Here is a 16,274-nt window from a genome sequence, read left to right on the forward strand (position 1 = left end):
GCCAGCCATGAATCAAACTCCTGCTCTTGTGACAGAAGCCAAACAAAATGAAGCTTACTTTTGTTCCAGGGGACTAGAATGACGAAGGATAGGGCGGCGTTCGCTACGCTGCAGATAACGCCACCTCCAGCGCCGCCACGCCTCTCACGATCGCCGCCCGTTCCTCCGCACTCAGCCTCGCCAGCAACTCCCTTTCAAACGCCTTTGCCAGCGGCACCATCTCCCGATAGGCCGCGAGACCCGCTTTGGTCAGCGCCAGATGCTCGACACGGCGATCATTCTCGTCCGGCACACGCGTCAACCACCGCCGCCGCTCGAGCTCGGCGACCGCGCGCGACACCTTGGTCTTGTGCATGGCCGACTGCTCGCCGAGCTCCGTGGCCGTCATCGTGCCGCGCTGGCCGATCCCGGAAAGGGTACGCCATTCCGGCCGGGTCAGGCCGTGGCGCTCCTTGTAGATGCGCGAGAATTCGCGGCTGACTGCGTCGGCAAGCCTGTAGAGCCGATAGGGCAGGAAGCTTTCAAGTTCTAGGATTTCGGGTTCCATGATACGCACCGAGGATGCAGCGTTCGCCGTTGATAGTTACATTTTCAATGGTTACAAATGAAACCAATTTGGTCAATCGGGGAGGAAGCGATGGCCTTTTCCTATATGCCGGGTTTCGGCAACGACTTCGAAACCGAGGCGCTGCCCGGCGCGCTGCCGCAGGGGCGGAATTCGCCGCAGCGGCCAGCCTACGGGCTCTATGCCGAGCAACTCTCGGGCTCACCCTTCACCGCGCCGCGCGGCACCAATGAGCGCTCCTGGCTTTATCGCATCAGGCCAAGCGTAAAACACACTGGCCGATTCAAGCCGGCTAACTATCCCTTATGGAAGACAGCCCCCAATGTCGGCGATCATGAACTGGCGCTCGGCCAGTATCGCTGGAACCCGGTGCCGATGCCGAAGGAGCAGACCGATTTCATCCAGGGCATGCGCACCATCACCACGGCCGGCGACGTGCTCGGCCAGACCGGCATGGCAGCCCATGTCTATGTCGCCAACACATCGATGATCGATGATCATTTCTTCAACGCCGACGGTGAGTTGCTGATCGTGCCGCAGGTCGGCGCCTTGCGCCTTGTCACCGAGATGGGCGTCATCGAACTGCGGCCAGGCGAGATCGCCGTATTGCCGCGCGGCCTCGTGTTCAAGGTCGAATTGGTCGACAAGGAAGTACGCGGCTATGTCTGCGAGAACTACGGCGCCAAGCTGACCTTGCCCGACCGTGGCCCGATCGGCGCCAATTGCCTTGCCAATCCGCGCGACTTCAAGACGCCTTGCGCCTGGTTCGAGGAGAAGGAGACACCGTGCCGGCTGACCGTGAAATGGTGCGGCAATTTCCACGTCACCGACCTTGGTCATTCACCGCTCGACGTTGTCGCCTGGCACGGCAACTACGCACCCTACAAATATGATCTGGCGACGTTTTCGCCCGTCGGTGCGATCCTGTTCGACCACCCCGATCCGTCGATCTTCACCGTCCTGACGGCGCCGAGCGGCGAGGAGGGCACCGCCAATATCGACTTCGTCATTTTCCCGCCGCGCTGGCTGGTGGCGGAAGATACGTTCCGGCCGCCCTGGTACCACCGCAACATCATGAGCGAGTTCATGGGCCTGATCCACGGCCAGTATGATGCCAAGGAAGAAGGGTTTGTGCCCGGCGGCATCAGCCTGCACAATCTGATGCTGGCCCATGGCCCGGATGCGCCTGGCTTCGAAAAGGCCTCGCGCGCGGACCTGAAACCGGTCAAGCTCGACAACACCATGGCCTTCATGTTCGAGACGCGTTTTCCGCAGATGCTGACCCGCTACGGCGCCGAACTGGAAACCCGGCAGGACAATTACATCGACTGTTGGGCGGATCTGAAGAAGCGGTTCAATGGCACGCCGGAGGGCGATTGGTCTTGAGGTTCGTCCGATGAGCGACCGGCTGGTGCTGCTGGGCTCCAAGGGTGGTCCGGCGCTGAGGCCTGGCGGACCGTGGCCGAGTTCATCTCTGCTTGAGATCGGCGGGCGAGCTATCGTCGTCGATTGCGGGCTTGGCGTGACGCGCGGTCTGGTCGATGCCGGCATCGGCCTGAAGGCGCTCGACCTGATCTTCATCACCCATCTGCATTCCGACCATGTGCTGGAACTCGGGCCGCTGATCCATACCGCCTGGACGGCCGGACTGGCGACGCTGGTCACCGTGTTCGGTCCGCCCGGCACCGGCCACTACTGGCAGCGCTTCTGCCAGGCGATGGAATTCGACATCGAGATCCGAATTGCCGATGAGGGTCGGCCGGACATCCGCGAACTGGTTTCGATTGAGGAATTCGGCGAAGGCCAGGTGGTCGAGCAGAATGGCCTGAAGGTGACCGCGCTTCGCGTCGATCATCCGCCGGTGACGGACTGCTTTGCCCTGCGCTTCGAGCACGCCCCCAAATGCGTGGTGTTCTCCGCCGACACGGCCTTCTTTCCGCCGCTCGTCGATTTTGCCACAGGTGCCGACATCCTCGTCCATGAAGCCATGCTGGAGCAAGGCATCGAGCGTGTGGTTGCCAGAACCGGCAATGGCGCGCGGTTGAAAGAGCATCTGCTCGCCAGCCACAGTTTTGCCGGGGACGCCGGGCGCATCGCCAGCGATGCCGGTGTGAAGAGGCTGGTGCTCAATCATCTCATTCCCGCCGACGATCCCGGGATCAACGAGGCCGATTGGATCGCCGCTGTCAGGAAAACATGGGCCGGCGACTTGACGATCGCACGCGACGGCCTTGTTGTGGAACTCGCATGATCCCGAAAAGTGGGAACCGGTTTTCGGAAAGGATCATGCGTAAAGCAAAAGACCAAAGCAGCAGCAAAGCTGCACAAGGAGGGGAAATCGCATGAAGCTTGCCACATTGAAGGACGGGACGCGCGACGGAAAACTCGTTGTCGTCTCGCGCGACCTGACGCGCTTCACCGATGCCTCGTTCCTGGCGCGCACGCTGCAGGCCGCCCTCGACGACTGGCGCAGGATTTCCCCGCATCTGGCGACCATCGCGGAATCGCTGGAGAACAATGCGATGCCGTCTGCCCGCTTTCACGAGCACGACGCGCATTCGCCGCTGCCACGCGCCTATCAATGGGCTGATGGATCGGCCTATGTGAACCACGTCGAATTGGTGCGCAAAGCGCGCGGCGTTGAGATGCCGGCGAGCTTCTGGACCGACCCGCTGATCTACCAGGGCGGGTCCGATTCCTTCATTCCACCCCGCGATCCGATCCGCATGGCCGACGAAGCCTTCGGCATCGACATGGAGGCGGAAGTGGCCGTCGTCGTCGACGATGTGCCGATGAGCGCCAGCCTCGATGAGGCGCGCGCCGCCATCCGGTTGGTCATGCTTGTCAATGATGTCACGCTGCGCGCGCTCACCGGGCCGGAGCTGGCCAAGGGCTTCGGCTTCTTCCAGTCGAAACCATCCTCGGCCTTTTCGCCGGTCGCGGTGACGCCGGATGAGCTGGGCGACGCCTGGGACGGCGGCAAGGTCAGCCTGCCGCTGCTTGCCGATCTCAACGGCAAGCCATTCGGCCGCGCCAATGCCGGCGTTGACATGACCTTCGATTTCCCGGCGCTGATCGTGCATGCCGCCAGGACAAGGCCGCTGGTGGCCGGCACCATCATCGGCTCGGGCACGGTCTCCAACAAGCTCGACGGCGGCCCCGGCAAGCCCATCTCGGCTGGTGGCGCCGGCTATTCCTGCATTGCCGAACTGCGCATGATCGAGACAATCGAGACCGGTGAGCCGAAAACGTCGTTCCTGCGCTTTGGCGACACGGTGCGCATCGAGATGAAGGACAAGGCCGGGCATTCGATCTTCGGCGCGATCGAGCAGAAGGTCGAGAAGTACGAGGGGGTAGGGGCTACGAGAGGTTGAGGTTTCATTGATGAACCTTCTGAATCACATGCGCCGCATGGCCGGCAACAATCTCTGGTCGAACGACCGGCTCTATCGTGCCGTACTGTCGCTCCAGCCGGGTGAATTCGAGGCCAAGCGCACCAGCTTCTTTCCGTCGATCAAGGAGACGCTCAACCACATACTGGCGGTGGACCGTCTCTATCTCGATTTTCTGGAAGAGGGCGGCGTCGGGGCAGCAGTCTATGACGATTTCGTGCCGTTCGACGACCCCGTGGACCTAGCGGCGGCGCAGGCCGATTTCGATCGCAGGCTCGTTGCTTTCTGTGATGGGTTGTCGGAGCTCGACCTCGACCGCCGCGTCAACACCGACCGGCGCGAGGATGGCATGATTCCGGAAAAGATTGGGGACATCCTCGCCCATGTCCTCCTGCACGACATCCATCATCGCGGTCAGGTCCATGCGATGCTGTCCGGCACCTCGGTCGCACCGCCGCAGTTGGACGAGTTCCTGCTCGATTATGACGTCAAGGTTAGGCAGGAGGAGGTTGAGAGGCTTCGGCTCTGATACCAACCGCCTGGCTAATCACGCTACAGCGACATCGTAACGGGCCAGATGCGGGTCGGAAGTAAGGATGGTCAAGTTTTCCACTTGCGCCTGCGCGATCAGCAATCTGTCGAACGGATCGCCATGGTGGTGGGGTAGGCCGCTGATGGCATTCGCATGCTGTAACGTCACAACGAGCGGCTGAAATCGCATCTTTGGAAGCAACGTCGGCAGATCATCCGGCGCATTGAGTTTTCCGATCGATCGTTTGATGGCAATTTCCCAGATGCTTGCCGCGCTCGCAAACACCACCGCTTCCGAAGCCAAGATGGCGCGGTGATGCTCGCTGAGACGTCGATCGTCCGAAATCGACCAGAGGATGATATGTGTGTCGGCGAGAAAGGGGCCGACCGTCATTTTACGTACTCGTCCCATTCGGGACCGAGTTCGTCAAAATCGTCCGCAATCCAGATTTTGCCCTTCAATGCGCCGATACGGGGCAGAGGTTCGGCCGCTGCCGGAGGTACAATGCGCGCTGCGACCTTGCCGTGCCGAGTGAGTACGATCTCCTCACCTGCTTCCGCGCGGCTGACGAGTTCGGACAATTTGGCCTTGGCTTCGGCGATAGAAACATTCATGTGCTCGACCCTTCATGACTAGAATTTAGGTCATAATCGGTCGAGCCGCAAGAACTCCCATCTATTCCGCGGCCTGCACTTTGATCACGCCGCGTTTGATCTGGTCCTGCTCGATTGACTCGAACAGGGCGCGGAAATTGCCTTCGCCAAAGCCCTCGTCACCCTTGCGCTGGATGAACTCGAAGAAAATCGGCCCGATCACGGTTTTGGAAAAGATCTGCAGCAGGATCTTGGTCATGCCGCCATTGACCACGCCCTCGCCGTCGATCAGGATGCCGTGCTTCTTCATGCGCTCGATCGGCTCGTCATGGCCGTTAACGCGTTCATGCGACATCTCGTAATAGGTGTCGGGCGGACCTGGCATGAATTTCAGGCCGTTGGCGGCGAGCTTGTCGGTGGCCTCGTAGATTTCGTCGGTGCCGACGGCGATGTGCTGGATGCCTTCGCCATTGTACTTCTTCAGATACTCGGCGATCTGGCTGGTCTCGTCCTTGGATTCGTTGAGGGGAATGCGGATCTTGCCACAGGGCGAGGTAATGGCGCGGCTGACAAGGCCGGTGATCCTGCCGTCGATGTCGAAGAAATGGATCTGCTTGAAGCCGAACAGATTGCGGTAGAAATCCCACCATTTGTCCATCTGGCCGCGATAGACATTGTGGGTGAGGTGGTCGAGGAAATAGAAGCCGACCCCTTGCGGCCGCGGGTCGCGCGCACCGAGCCATTCGAATTCGGCATCATAAGCCGAGCCCTTCTTGCCATAGGCATCGATGAAATAGAGCAGCGAGCCGCCGATGCCGACGATGGCGGGCACGTCGAGCGCCTTGTCGTCGCCTTCGTAGGGCGTCGCACCCTTCGAGACGGCATGCTCGAAAGCATGCCCGGCATCGACCACGCGCCAAGCCATCGAGGCGGCGCAGGGGCCATGCTTGTCGACGAACCTCATCGCATGCGAGCCTGGTTCGGCATTGACGACATAGTTGATGTCGCCCTGGCGCCAGACGGTAATGTCTTTGGTGCGGTGCTTGGCCACCGCCATATAACCCATCCGGGTGAACAGTTCGGCCAGCTTCTGCGGTTCTGGATGCGCGAACTCGACGAACTCGAAACCGTCGGTGCCTGCGGGGTTGTCTTTACTGATTTTTGCGGGCGGGGCGTCGTGCGGGAAGGGACCCATGGCTATCCTCCAAAAATGTGAGGTGGCCGCGTTGGACCACACATAGCGTGAGGATAATGCAAATAGGCTGCACGGTGCTTGCATTCAAACGCTTGAAATGGTCATGTCGTGCGTGAAATATGCACGATAGGAGAAAAAATCGTGGATGAGGCGCGCATCGATCAGTTTGACCGCAAGATAATGGCGCTCTTGCAGGGCGATGCGCGGCTGACCAACAATGATCTATCGGAGCGGGTAAACCTGTCGGCATCGCAATGCTCGCGCCGCCGCCAGCGCCTCGAGGAAGACGGCTATATCAAGGGCTATCGGGCGGTGCTCGACCGCGACAGGCTAGGCTTCTCGCTGGTCAACGTCATTTCGGTGACCTTAGCCACCCACAACCGCGACAATGCCCGGCGCTTCGGCGAATTGGTGGCGCGGTTGCCGGAAGTGCAGGAGGCGCACGCGCTGACCGGCGAGATGGATTACATCTTGAAAGTGGTGACGCCCGACCTGAAGTCGCTGTCGGAATTCGTCAACGGCGTGCTCCTGCCGCACGAATCCGTGCAGCACGTGAAGACGGCGATCGTGCTGGAGACGCTTAAAGAAACCGGCGCGCTGCCGATCTAACCTTTCGATTGCTGGATCAGCCCGTATAGATTGGTGCAGCGGGCGCCGGAGCGGCAATAGGCGAACACCGGGCCTTCCAACTCGTCCAGCGCCTCGGCCTGATCCTCGACATTCTCGGCGGTGATCTGGCCGCTGATCACAGGGATGTAGCGGAAGGCGAGCCCGGCGCCTTCGACCGCCGCCCTGAGCGTGTCCGCCGACGGCTGGCCCGGCTGCTCATCGTCAGGCCGGTTGCAGATGACGCTTCTAAAGCCGGCGGCCTTGATGGCTGCGACGTCTTCGGGCTGGATCTGGCCAGAGACCGAATAATCCTCGCTGATTTCGCGGTATTCCATGGCAGCATCCTCGCAATCTGGTTTGTCGGGGAGTCTTGCCACTCCCCGACGTGGCCGGCAATCCGCGCCGACAGAAATCGTTCAGCGCAGATAGATGTTTCCGGCGAGGAATCCAACTTAAGCCGATCCGGATGGAACGAATCTGTTCGGCATGAGTGGGTGATGGAGATGTTGTTACATCAGTCGACAAGCCACTCGGGTGGAATTGCGGCCTCGAACAGCTTCCTTTCTGGTCCAAGGGGATTTGGCGCCGGCGGCCTTGCCCGAAGCCCATGGCGACTCTAAACAGGCGCGACCCTCAAAACGAAGGAACTTCCCATGAGTATTCGTCGCATCGATGTTGGCCCGCGCATGAGCCAGATCGTCATCCACAGCAACACCGTCTATCTGGCCGGCCAGGTCGGCGAGCCCGGCGGCAACGTCGCCTCGCAGACCCGCGACATCCTGGCGACCGTCGACGAATTGCTTGCCAAGGCCGGCACCGACAAGACCAAGATCGTTCAGGCAATCATCTGGTTGGCCGACATGGGCACTTTCGCCGAGATGAATTCGGAATGGGACAAGTGGGTGCCGCAAGGCCACACGCCCGCCCGCGCTACTGGCGAAGCCAAGCTCGCCGGCCCGGAATATCTGGTTGAGATCATTATCACGGCGGCGATTTAAGCCGACAATGAAGCCGCCAATCTCCCCTTGTGGGGAGATGCCTGGCAAGGCAGAGGGGGGCGCTGTCCCGCCAGCCGTCCCGTCTTCTACATGAGTTCCCGGCAGGCACATTCGAAGTTCGCGCTCTACGGCGTCCTGGCCTGCCGGCCATCTCCCCCCACCAGGGGCAGATCACTCATCCCTGCGAAGGCGTGAACCTTGCCACCAGCGTGTGGCTTTCCGCCGGATAGACGAAGCGTACATGGGTGACCGGGTGCTCCGCGCTCCAGGTGCGGCGCTCGACCACAAGGCAAGGCGCGCCGGGATCGATGTCGAGCGCATCGGCGATAAGCTCATCCGCCGCCATGGCGCGTATCCGATGCTCCGCCTCGCTCCATGGTACACGGCCGATCAGCCAAGGTCCGGCGGCAATTTCCAGAAACTCTTCGTCCCCGGCTTCCGAAACCGCCGAAAGGTTGATCAGGCGCTGCTCGAGCGCGAACGGCCGCTCGCCCGCGAAATGCAGGCCTTCAAGCCATAGCACCGACCCTGCGGCGGACGGTCCGAGCAGCGCCCTGTCTTCAGCGTTGCTGCGCCGCTTCAGGCGCTCCAGCCGCTCGTAGCGGTAGGGCAGGCCGAGCGCTTCGACTTCGATCCTGATGTCGTGGAGTTCCAGCACGGCCGCCTGCGACTGCGGCCGGCGGACAAAACTGCCCGAGCGGCGGCGGCGTTCGATCAGACCGGATTTGGCGAGTTGCGACAGCGCCTTGTTTACCGTCATGCGCGAGCATTTATATTCGGTGGTCAGCTCATGTTCAAACGGGATACGGTGGCCGGGCGCCCAGGTTCCGGACAGGATCTTTTCGCGGATATCGGAAAGAATGCGCTGATGCAGCGAGACTGTCTCGCTGTCCTCCATCTCCGTCGTTTCGGCCATGTTCATCTGGAATCAGCCCTCGGAAAGTGCCGTCATCACCTTGCGGAACCGCTCGCCAACCGCTTCACGGTTCAGGTGCTTGCCGCCGCTCACCTGTTTCTGCCCATGCGCCCAGACGCAGTCGACCTTGCTGCCATTGGCGAAGATCCAGGCGTCGAGGATCGCGTCACCGGTCTTACCGGCCAGCGAGGGGTTGGCGGCGTCGAGCGAGACGAGATCGGCGGTTGCGCCGACGGCGATCTGCGAGGCGCCGGCACCGAGCGCGGTGCTGCCGCCGTCAAGCACGGCGTCGAACAAGGCACGCCCGGTCGAACCGCCGGCCACGGCAAGCACATTGCGGGCGCGATGGGCGAGGCGCTGCGAATATTCGAGCTGGCGCAATTCGTCGGGCAGGCCGATCAGTACGTTGGAATCGGAGCCGATGCCGAAGCGGCCGCCATGCTCCCTGAACAGCGGTGCGGCAAAAGTGCCGTCGCCAAGATTGGCCTCGGTGATCGGGCAGAGGCCGGCGATGGCGCCGCTTTTGGCCATGCCGATGGTTTCGGCGCCGGTCATGTGGGTGGCGTGGATCAGGCACCAGCGCCGGTCGACATCGGCAGCCCCAAGCAGAAATTCGACCGGGCGCGCACCGGCCCAGGCAAGGCAGTCCTCGACTTCCTTCACCTGTTCGGCGACGTGGATGTGGATCGGCCCGTTCGGCGCCAGAGCGGCGACCTCTGTCAGTTCCTCCGGCGTCGCGGCGCGCAGACTGTGCGGGGCGACGCCGACGACAGCGTGATTCAACACGCGAACCGATTCGCGGCTTTTCTCAACAAGCCGCGAGAACCGATTCACATCATTTATGAATCGCCTTTGGCCTTCATTCGGCGCGGCACCGCCGAAGGAGGAATGCGCATAAAACACCGGCAGCAGCGTCAGGCCGATGCCGGTTTCGCTGGCCGCGGCAGCAATCCGTTCCGCCATCTCGGCAAGGTTGGCATAGGGTTGTCCATCGCGGTCGTGATGCAGATAGTGAAATTCGCCGACGCGGCAAAAACCGGCCTCCAGCATCTCGACATAGAGCTGCGCGGCAACCGCCTCGACCTGATCCGGTGTCATCGACAGCGCGAAACGGTACATCACCTCGCGCCAGCTCCAGAAACTGTCGGCGGAGGGGCCGCGAAGTTCGGCGAGCCCGGCCATGCCGCGCTGGAAGGCGTGGCTGTGCAGATTGGGCATGCCGGGCAGCACAATGGCATGACGCTCGTCGTCGGCATGCGCGGCCACGCCGGCATCGATCGCGGAAATCAGCCCTCCGCTCATGGCGATCCGAACATTATTCTGCCAGCCTCCCGGCAGGAGTGCCTGTTCCGCGAAGATTGTCGTCACGCTCGTCTCCGAATCCGGTTCGCCGATAACAATAGCACTTGCAGTGCAAGTTAATATGTATATACATAATCGCCATCCTTTCAAATGGAAAAGATAATGGCTGGAGAGAGCAGGGCAGGAGGACTTCGTCTTTGGCGCAATGCGCGCCTGGCGACCATGGCCGAGAGTGCGGCCGGACTCGGCATCGTCGAGAAGGGCGCGGTCGCGGCGCGAGATGGGCTGATCGTCTATGCGGGCGCCGAGGCCGAAATGCCGATGGCGTTCGCGGGAGGGGAAACCGTCGACTGCGAGGGCCGCTGGATCACGCCCGGGCTGATCGACTGCCACACCCATCTGGTCCATGCCGGCAACCGCGCCAACGAGTTCGAGATGCGGCTGGCCGGCGCCACCTATGAAGAGGTCGCCAGGGCCGGCGGTGGCATCGTGTCATCGGTCAAATCCTTGCGGGCCGCCAGCGAGAACGAACTGGTCGCCCAGTCCCTGCCCCGCCTCGACGCGCTGATCGCCGAGGGCGTAACCACCGTGGAAGTGAAATCGGGCTACGGACTCGACCTCGAAAACGAGCAGAAATCGCTGCGCGCGGCCCGCCAACTTGGCGATCGGCGGCCGGTGACGATCCGCACGACCTTCCTCGGCGCCCATGCGCTGCCGCCGGAAGCCAAGGGCGACAAGGACGCCTTTATCGATCTGGTCGCCAGGCAGATTCTCCCTGCCGTTGCCGCCGAAGGACTGGCCGATGCGGTCGACGGTTTTTGCGAGGGCATAGCGTTTTCGCCGGAACAGATGGCGCGCGTCTTCGACGCCGCCAAGGCCGCAGGCCTGCCGGTCAAGCTCCACGCCGACCAGCTGTCCAACCTGCACGGCGCCGAACTCGCCGCCCGCTATGGCGCGCTGTCGGCGGATCATCTCGAATACACCGATGAAGCAGGCGCCGTGGCCATGGCCAAGGCGGGAACCGTGGCGACGATCCTGCCCGGTGCCTACTACTTCATTCGCGAGACGAAGAAGCCGCCGATCGACCTGTTCCGCCGGCATGGAGTCAAGATGGCGGTCGCCACCGACAACAATCCCGGCACTTCGCCACTGACCTCGCTGCTGCTGACCATGAACATGGCGGCGACATTGTTCGGCATGACGGTCGATGAATGTCTTGCCGGCGTTACCCGCGAGGCCGCCCGCGCGCTGGGGCTGTTGAAGCAGACCGGCACGCTGGGAGCGGGAAAATCCGCCGACCTGGCGATCTGGGACATCGAGCGTCCCGCCGAACTCGTTTATCGCATGGGCTTCAATCCGCTGCATGCCCGTATCTGGAGAGGACAATGAACGAACTGACCTTGAAGCCCGGCAATGCGACGCTGGCCGACTGGCGCGCCATTTACCGTGGTGCCGTGCCGAGACTTGACGATGCTTGCCGTCCAAAGATCAAGGCGAGCGCCGAAGCGGTCGCCAGGATCGTTGCCAAGGGTGAGCCTGTGTATGGCATCAACACCGGCTTCGGCAAATTGGCCAGTGTGCGCATCCCGGCTGGCGATCTCGAAACCTTGCAGCGCAACATCGTGCTGTCGCATGCCGCTGGCGTCGGCGAGCCGATGCCGGTGGCCGTTGCCCGCCTGATGATGGCGCTGAAGCTTGCCAGCCTGGCGCAGGGTGCATCCGGCGTGCGACCCGAGACCATTCAGCTGCTCGAAGCGATGCTCGCCAACGACGTCATCCCGGTGGTGCCGGCGCAAGGCTCGGTCGGCGCGTCGGGCGATCTGGCGCCGTTGTCGCACATGACGGCGGTGATGATTGGTGTCGGCGAATGCTTTACCCCGCATGGCCGTTTCCCGGCCAAGGTTGCCTTCGTCTCGCATGGGCTGGAGCCGGTCACATTGGGCGCAAAGGAGGGTCTGGCGCTGCTCAACGGCACGCAGTTTTCGACGGCCTATGCGCTGGCCGGCCTGTTCGAGGCCGAAGTGCTCTACCAGTCGGCGCTGGTCGCGGGGGCGCTGTCGACCGACGCGGCCAAGGGTTCCGACGCGCCTTTCGATCCGCGCATTCATCTGTTGAGAAAGCACCATGGCCAGATCGAGACGGCGGAGGCGCTGCGCAATCTGATGGCCGGCAGCGCCATCCGTGAATCGCACCGCGTCGGCGACGAGCGCGTGCAGGACCCGTACTGCCTGCGCTGCCAACCGCAGGTGATGGGCGCCGCGCTCGATGTGCTGCGCAAAGCCGCCGATACGTTGGAAACCGAGGCCAATGGCGTCACCGACAATCCGCTGATCTTCGCCGAGGACGACACCGCGCTTTCCGGCGGCAATTTCCACGCCGAGCCGGTCGCTTTTGCCGCCGACATGATCGCGCTGGCCGTCTGCGAGATCGGCTCGCTTTCGGAACGCCGGATCGCCATGCTGGTCGACCCGGCGCTGTCGGGCATGCCGGCCTTCCTGACGCCGAAGCCCGGCCTGAATTCCGGTTTCATGATCCCGCAGGTGACGGCGGCTGCTCTCGTTTCGGAAAACAAGCAGAAAGCCTATCCGGCCAGCGTCGATTCGATCCCGACCTCGGCCAATCAGGAGGACCACGTTTCGATGGCCGCGCACGGCGCGCGCCGGCTGATCGGCATGGTCGAGAACGCCACGGCGGTGATCGGCATCGAACTGCTGGCTGCCGCACAAGGCTGCGATTTCCACCAGCCATTGGCGTCGAGCGATCCGTTGGAGGCCGTGCGCAAGCTGGTCCGGGCCGAAGTTCCCCATCTCGACAACGACCGGCATTTCCATCCCGATATGGAAAAAGCCATCGCCATGGTGCGCAGCGGCGCAGCCGCCAAGGCCGCTGGCGCGGTGGCGCTGCCGTCGATCGCGGGAGCAGCGTGATGGCTGCCGCTCCCTGGCTCACCGTCAGGCAAGGCACGGCGCCGCTGCTGGTGTCGATCCCGCACACCGGTATCGACCTTGCCGACATCGAGAGCCGGCTTGTCTCGACTTGGCTAGGTCGGCGCGACTGCGACTGGTGGATCGACAAGCTCTATGATTTCGCCACCGACCTTGGCGCCACCGTCGTGCACACCGCCATCTCGCGCACCGTCATCGACGTCAACCGCGACCCTTCCGGCGTCTCGCTTTATCCCGGACAGGCGACAACCACGCTTTGCCCGACCGACACGTTCGACGGCGATCCCCTCTATCGCATGGGCGAGGAGCCGACCCCGTCCGAGATCGACCAGCGCCGCGAGACCTATTTCAAGCCCTACCACGCCGCCCTTAAGGCCGAGATCGACCGGCTGCGCGGCATGCATGAAAAAATCGTGCTCTACGATTGCCATTCGATCCGCTCGGTGCTGCCGCGCCTGTTCGAAGGCACGCTGCCGGTATTCAATCTTGGCACCAATGACGGCAAGAGCACGGATCCGGTGTTGCAGGAAAAGGTAGCCGCCATCCTCGCGACGACTGGCGAGACATGGGTGGTCAATGGCCGCTTCAAGGGCGGCTCGATCACGCGCACCTTTGGCCAGCCGCAAAACGGCGTTCACGCGCTGCAGATGGAGCTTTCCAACCGTGGCTACATGCGCGAGCCGGCGGAGAAGGGTTCTCCGGAGAATTGGCCGGTTCCCTACGATCCGACTTATGCCGCGCCGATCCGCGCCACGCTGAAGCAGATTCTCGAAACCGCCATTGACTGGGCCGGTCGCTGACGCGCCGCCATCCGAAAGGGACAATGATGACCAATCCTCGCCACAACATTCGCGAAGTCCGCGCGCCACGCGGTGACAAGCTCAATGCCCGGTATTGGACGACCGAGGCGCCGCTTCGCATGCTGATGAACAACCTCGATCCCGACGTTGCCGAAAACCCCAACGAACTGGTCGTCTATGGCGGCATCGGGCGGGCGGCGCGCACCTGGAACGATTTCGACCGCATCGTCGCTTCGCTGAAGACGCTCGGCGAGGACGAGACGCTGCTGGTGCAGTCGGGCAAGCCGGTCGGTGTGTTCCGCACCCATCCGGATGCGCCGCGTGTGCTGATCGCCAACTCCAACCTGGTGCCGCACTGGGCGACCTGGGAAAAATTCAACGAGCTCGATAAGAAGGGCCTGATGATGTACGGCCAGATGACGGCCGGCTCCTGGATCTACATCGGCACGCAGGGCATCGTGCAGGGCACCTACGAGACCTTCGTCGAGGCCGGCCGCCAGCATTATGGCGGCAACCTGAAGGGCAAATGGATCCTGACCGGCGGTCTTGGCGGCATGGGCGGCGCCCAGCCTCTCGCTGCCGTCATGGCCGGCGCCTGCTGCCTGGCGATCGAATGCAACCCGGATTCGATCGATTTCCGCCTGCGCACCCGTTATGTCGACGAGAAAGCCGAGACGCTCGACGAGGCGATGGAAATGATCGAGCGCTGGACCAAGGCCGGCGAGGCGAAGTCGGTAGGCCTGCTCGGCAATGCCGCCGAAATCGTGCCCGAGATGTTCAGGCGCGGCATCCGCCCCGATATCGTCACCGACCAGACTTCGGCTCACGACCCCATCAATGGCTATCTGCCGAAGGGCTGGACCATGGCCGAGTGGCGCGAGAAGCGTGTCAGCGATCCGAAGGCGGTCGAGAAGGCGGCGCGCGCGTCGATGCGCGAGCATGTCGAGGCGATGGTGGCGTTCTGGAACGCCGGCGTGCCGACACTCGACTACGGCAACAACATCCGCCAGGTGGCCCTGGAAGAAGGTTTTGAGAACGCCTTCGCCTTTCCGGGTTTTGTGCCGGCCTATATCCGCCCGCTGTTCTGCCGCGGCATTGGCCCGTTTCGCTGGGCAGCCCTTTCCGGCGATCCGGAGGACATCTACAAGACCGACGCCAAGGTGCGCGAGCTGACCCCTGGCAATACCCACCTGCACAACTGGCTGGACATGGCGCGCGAGCGCATCTCCTTCCAGGGCCTGCCGGCGCGTATCTGCTGGGTTGGCCTCGGCGATCGCCACCGGCTCGGTTTGGCCTTCAACGAGATGGTGGCCAGGGGCGAGCTCAAGGCCCCGGTCGTCATCGGCCGCGACCACCTCGATTCCGGCTCCGTCGCCTCGCCGAACCGTGAGACCGAGGCGATGAAAGACGGTTCCGACGCCATCTCCGACTGGCCGCTGCTCAACGCGCTTCTCAACACGGCGTCCGGCGCCACCTGGGTGTCGCTGCACCACGGCGGCGGCGTCGGCATGGGCTTCTCGCAGCATGCCGGCATGGTCATCGTCGCCGATGGCACGCCCGAGGCGGCAAAGCGGCTGGAGCGGGTGCTGTGGAACGACCCGGCGACCGGTGTCATGCGCCATGCCGATGCCGGGTACGAGATCGCCATCGAATGCGCCAAGGAGCACCAGCTCGACCTGCCCGGCATTCTCGGATAACGGGCTGACGTCATGCGCGTCCTGCGGGCAGCCGAATATAAGTCGATGCCATGGAAGAACGGCGGCGGGGTGACGACGGAAATCGCCGTCTCGCCCGCTGGCGCCGGGCTCGACGATTTCGACTGGCGCGTGTCAATGGCCCGCGTCGAAAGCAGCGGGCCATTCTCCCGTTTTGCCGGGATCGACCGCACGCTGTCGGTGCTGGAAGGCGAGGGGATCGTACTTGATATCACCGGTCAGCCGTCGACACGGCTGGCGCCGGCTACCGCGCCTTTTTCCTTCCCAGCCGACCTGCCCACGAGTGCCGCCTTGATCGCCGGCCCGATCACAGACCTCAACGTCATGACTCGCCGCGGCCGCATGCTGCATTCGGTCGAACGCCTGGCGATTTCGCGGCCTGTGGAAATCGTGACCCGGGCCGGTTCGACCCTCATCCTTTGTCACGACGGCGAAGCCGTTTTTCCCGATGCCGGGCCAATTCGCCTAGGGCCTCTCGACGCGCTGCTGCTCGGGCCGGATGCTTCGGTCCTGCGGGCTGAGCCCGCCCGGAATGGGACGCTGTTCGTGGTCCGGATAGCCGCTGCGGCCTGATGCCTTCGCGCTAACGGTTACCGCCTGTTTCCAAACATGATCGCGATGTCGGCGAAATATAGCGTAAGCTGTCGGCGGCACCACGAAAAAGCCTGAATCCTCGCCGCCGATCAGTGCCGACGGGAGGGAGGGGCGCTCG

General features: G+C 62.9%; 18 protein-coding genes. 11 read left to right on the forward strand and 7 right to left on the reverse strand.

Annotated elements, in window-relative coordinates:
- Positions 1 to 103 precede the first annotated feature (103 nt).
- Complete coding sequence (locus FJ934_RS12450) at positions 104 to 547, reverse strand: MarR family transcriptional regulator (protein WP_140609921.1); 444 nt, start codon at positions 545 to 547, stop codon at positions 104 to 106.
- 90 nt (positions 548 to 637) lie between these two features.
- Here FJ934_RS12450 and hmgA point away from each other — a divergent pair, with 90 nt between their 5' ends.
- The 4 genes from hmgA to FJ934_RS12470 all read left to right on the forward strand — a co-directional run bounded on the left by hmgA (position 638) and on the right by FJ934_RS12470 (position 4,486).
- Complete coding sequence (hmgA, locus tag FJ934_RS12455) at positions 638 to 1,951, forward strand: homogentisate 1,2-dioxygenase (protein ID WP_140609922.1); 1,314 nt, start codon at positions 638 to 640, stop codon at positions 1,949 to 1,951.
- Between the two features lie 10 nt (positions 1,952 to 1,961).
- On the forward strand, positions 1,962 to 2,816 hold the full coding sequence (locus FJ934_RS12460) for an MBL fold metallo-hydrolase (protein ID WP_140609923.1): 855 nt from the start codon (positions 1,962 to 1,964) through the stop codon (positions 2,814 to 2,816).
- A 91-nt stretch (positions 2,817 to 2,907) separates the two neighbouring features.
- Complete coding sequence (locus FJ934_RS12465; RefSeq protein ID WP_140609924.1) at positions 2,908 to 3,939, forward strand: fumarylacetoacetate hydrolase family protein; 1,032 nt, start codon at positions 2,908 to 2,910, stop codon at positions 3,937 to 3,939.
- Positions 3,940 to 3,949: 10 nt separating this feature from the next.
- Positions 3,950 to 4,486, forward strand: a complete 537-nt coding sequence (locus tag FJ934_RS12470; RefSeq protein ID WP_140609925.1) for a DinB family protein — start codon at positions 3,950 to 3,952, stop codon at positions 4,484 to 4,486.
- Positions 4,487 to 4,504: 18 nt separating this feature from the next.
- Here FJ934_RS12470 and FJ934_RS12475 read toward each other — a convergent pair whose 3' ends face one another.
- The 3 genes from FJ934_RS12475 to hppD all read right to left on the reverse strand — a co-directional run bounded on the left by FJ934_RS12475 (position 4,505) and on the right by hppD (position 6,277).
- Positions 4,505 to 4,882 (reverse strand): type II toxin-antitoxin system VapC family toxin, encoded by a 378-nt coding sequence (locus FJ934_RS12475; RefSeq protein WP_140609926.1) that lies wholly within the window; start codon positions 4,880 to 4,882, stop codon positions 4,505 to 4,507.
- Positions 4,879 to 5,103: a type II toxin-antitoxin system prevent-host-death family antitoxin gene (locus tag FJ934_RS12480; RefSeq protein WP_023813589.1), complete on the reverse strand. Its 225-nt coding sequence runs from the start codon at positions 5,101 to 5,103 to the stop codon at positions 4,879 to 4,881. The genes FJ934_RS12475 and FJ934_RS12480 overlap by 4 nt, the downstream gene beginning before the upstream one ends.
- A gap of 61 nt (positions 5,104 to 5,164) precedes the next feature.
- Positions 5,165 to 6,277, reverse strand: a complete 1,113-nt coding sequence (hppD, locus tag FJ934_RS12485; protein ID WP_140609927.1) for a 4-hydroxyphenylpyruvate dioxygenase — start codon at positions 6,275 to 6,277, stop codon at positions 5,165 to 5,167.
- 141 nt (positions 6,278 to 6,418) lie between these two features.
- Here hppD and FJ934_RS12490 point away from each other — a divergent pair, with 141 nt between their 5' ends.
- Positions 6,419 to 6,886, forward strand: a complete 468-nt coding sequence (locus tag FJ934_RS12490; RefSeq protein ID WP_140609928.1) for an Lrp/AsnC family transcriptional regulator — start codon at positions 6,419 to 6,421, stop codon at positions 6,884 to 6,886.
- Here the strand turns inward: FJ934_RS12490 and FJ934_RS12495 are convergent.
- Positions 6,883 to 7,221: a TIGR01244 family sulfur transferase gene (locus FJ934_RS12495; protein WP_140609929.1), complete on the reverse strand. Its 339-nt coding sequence runs from the start codon at positions 7,219 to 7,221 to the stop codon at positions 6,883 to 6,885. The two genes, FJ934_RS12490 and FJ934_RS12495, sit on opposite strands and share 4 nt — an antisense overlap.
- A gap of 318 nt (positions 7,222 to 7,539) precedes the next feature.
- Here FJ934_RS12495 and FJ934_RS12500 point away from each other — a divergent pair, with 318 nt between their 5' ends.
- The gene (locus FJ934_RS12500) at positions 7,540 to 7,884 is read left to right on the forward strand and encodes a RidA family protein (protein ID WP_140609930.1); all 345 of its coding nucleotides are present in this window, start codon (positions 7,540 to 7,542) and stop codon (positions 7,882 to 7,884) included.
- Between the two features lie 175 nt (positions 7,885 to 8,059).
- On the opposite strand, the gene hutC is transcribed toward FJ934_RS12500, so the two are convergent.
- Both hutC and FJ934_RS12510 read right to left on the reverse strand, forming a co-directional pair.
- Complete coding sequence (hutC, locus tag FJ934_RS12505; RefSeq protein ID WP_181165592.1) at positions 8,060 to 8,806, reverse strand: histidine utilization repressor; 747 nt, start codon at positions 8,804 to 8,806, stop codon at positions 8,060 to 8,062.
- A gap of 6 nt (positions 8,807 to 8,812) precedes the next feature.
- Entirely contained in the window at positions 8,813 to 10,168 is a 1,356-nt protein-coding gene (locus FJ934_RS12510; RefSeq protein ID WP_140609931.1) for a formimidoylglutamate deiminase, read from the reverse strand.
- A 96-nt stretch (positions 10,169 to 10,264) separates the two neighbouring features.
- Between FJ934_RS12510 and hutI the strand changes: the two genes are divergently transcribed.
- The 5 genes from hutI to FJ934_RS12535 are packed head-to-tail and all read left to right on the forward strand — an operon-like array spanning position 10,265 to position 16,135.
- Positions 10,265 to 11,491, forward strand: a complete 1,227-nt coding sequence (gene hutI, locus FJ934_RS12515; protein ID WP_140609932.1) for an imidazolonepropionase — start codon at positions 10,265 to 10,267, stop codon at positions 11,489 to 11,491.
- Complete coding sequence (hutH, locus tag FJ934_RS12520; protein ID WP_140609933.1) at positions 11,488 to 13,029, forward strand: histidine ammonia-lyase; 1,542 nt, start codon at positions 11,488 to 11,490, stop codon at positions 13,027 to 13,029. Before hutI ends, hutH begins: the two co-directional genes overlap by 4 nt.
- Positions 13,029 to 13,847 (forward strand): N-formylglutamate deformylase, encoded by an 819-nt coding sequence (gene hutG, locus FJ934_RS12525; protein ID WP_140609934.1) that lies wholly within the window; start codon positions 13,029 to 13,031, stop codon positions 13,845 to 13,847. The genes hutH and hutG overlap by 1 nt, the downstream gene beginning before the upstream one ends.
- A 23-nt stretch (positions 13,848 to 13,870) precedes the next feature.
- Positions 13,871 to 15,544: a urocanate hydratase gene (gene hutU, locus FJ934_RS12530; protein ID WP_181165593.1), complete on the forward strand. Its 1,674-nt coding sequence runs from the start codon at positions 13,871 to 13,873 to the stop codon at positions 15,542 to 15,544.
- 12 nt (positions 15,545 to 15,556) lie between these two features.
- Positions 15,557 to 16,135, forward strand: coding sequence for a HutD family protein (locus FJ934_RS12535; protein ID WP_140609935.1), 579 nt, complete (start codon positions 15,557 to 15,559; stop codon positions 16,133 to 16,135).
- Positions 16,136 to 16,274 lie beyond the last annotated feature (139 nt).

This window comes from Mesorhizobium sp. B2-4-12 (assembly GCF_006441575.1).
GTDB lineage: Bacteria > Pseudomonadota > Alphaproteobacteria > Rhizobiales > Rhizobiaceae > Mesorhizobium.

Excerpts from the sequence above, each read along its gene's own strand:
- FJ934_RS12450 (WP_140609921.1), bottom strand. The coding sequence starts at position 547 with ATGGAACCCGAAATCCTAGAACTTGAAAGCTTCCTGCCCTATCGGCTC.
- hmgA (WP_140609922.1), top strand. The coding sequence starts at position 638 with ATGGCCTTTTCCTATATGCCGGGTTTCGGCAACGACTTCGAAACCGAG.
- FJ934_RS12460 (WP_140609923.1), top strand. The coding sequence starts at position 1,962 with ATGAGCGACCGGCTGGTGCTGCTGGGCTCCAAGGGTGGTCCGGCGCTG.
- FJ934_RS12465 (WP_140609924.1), top strand. The coding sequence starts at position 2,908 with ATGAAGCTTGCCACATTGAAGGACGGGACGCGCGACGGAAAACTCGTT.
- FJ934_RS12470 (WP_140609925.1), top strand. The coding sequence starts at position 3,950 with ATGAACCTTCTGAATCACATGCGCCGCATGGCCGGCAACAATCTCTGG.
- FJ934_RS12475 (WP_140609926.1), bottom strand. The coding sequence starts at position 4,882 with ATGACGGTCGGCCCCTTTCTCGCCGACACACATATCATCCTCTGGTCG.
- FJ934_RS12480 (WP_023813589.1), bottom strand. The coding sequence starts at position 5,103 with ATGAATGTTTCTATCGCCGAAGCCAAGGCCAAATTGTCCGAACTCGTC.
- hppD (WP_140609927.1), bottom strand. The coding sequence starts at position 6,277 with ATGGGTCCCTTCCCGCACGACGCCCCGCCCGCAAAAATCAGTAAAGAC.
- FJ934_RS12495 (WP_140609929.1), bottom strand. The coding sequence starts at position 7,221 with ATGGAATACCGCGAAATCAGCGAGGATTATTCGGTCTCTGGCCAGATC.
- FJ934_RS12500 (WP_140609930.1), top strand. The coding sequence starts at position 7,540 with ATGAGTATTCGTCGCATCGATGTTGGCCCGCGCATGAGCCAGATCGTC.
- hutC (WP_181165592.1), bottom strand. The coding sequence starts at position 8,806 with ATGAACATGGCCGAAACGACGGAGATGGAGGACAGCGAGACAGTCTCG.
- hutI (WP_140609932.1), top strand. The coding sequence starts at position 10,265 with ATGGCTGGAGAGAGCAGGGCAGGAGGACTTCGTCTTTGGCGCAATGCG.
- hutH (WP_140609933.1), top strand. The coding sequence starts at position 11,488 with ATGAACGAACTGACCTTGAAGCCCGGCAATGCGACGCTGGCCGACTGG.
- hutG (WP_140609934.1), top strand. The coding sequence starts at position 13,029 with ATGGCTGCCGCTCCCTGGCTCACCGTCAGGCAAGGCACGGCGCCGCTG.
- hutU (WP_181165593.1), top strand. The coding sequence starts at position 13,871 with ATGATGACCAATCCTCGCCACAACATTCGCGAAGTCCGCGCGCCACGC.
- FJ934_RS12535 (WP_140609935.1), top strand. The coding sequence starts at position 15,557 with ATGCGCGTCCTGCGGGCAGCCGAATATAAGTCGATGCCATGGAAGAAC.